The sequence below is a fragment of the Pantoea sp. UBA5923 genome, assembly GCF_002431095.1.
Lineage (GTDB): Bacteria > Pseudomonadota > Gammaproteobacteria > Enterobacterales > Enterobacteriaceae > Pantoea > Pantoea piersonii.
Genome location: NZ_DJDN01000058.1, coordinates 578 through 861 on the forward strand (window position 1 = coordinate 578; position 284 = coordinate 861).

The following is a 284-nucleotide window of genomic DNA, read 5'->3' on the forward strand; positions in this document are numbered from 1 at the left end:
TCGGTTCGTCCAGCAGCAGCATGTCCGGCTTTTCCAGCAGCAGGCGGCACATCGCCACGCGGCGACGTTCACCACCGGAAAGGTTGCCGATTTTGGCATCCCAGTCCGGCAGACGCATCGCATCGGCGGCGCGCTCCAGCTGAGTTTCCAGGTTATGGCCGTCGTGCGCCTGAATCACCTCTTCGAGACGACCCTGTTCAGCCGCCAGCTTGTCGAAATCGGCGTCCGGCTCGGCGTAGAGCGCGTAAACCTCATCCAGACGCTTCAGCGCGCCGACCACTTCG

At 63.4% G+C, this 284-nt stretch carries 1 protein-coding gene; it reads right to left on the reverse strand.

The genetic code is table 11. The features are described from left to right. Positions 1–284, reverse strand: a 284-nt coding sequence (locus B3797_RS13885; protein ID WP_311791376.1) for an ATP-binding cassette domain-containing protein, incomplete at both ends; no start/stop codon positions are given.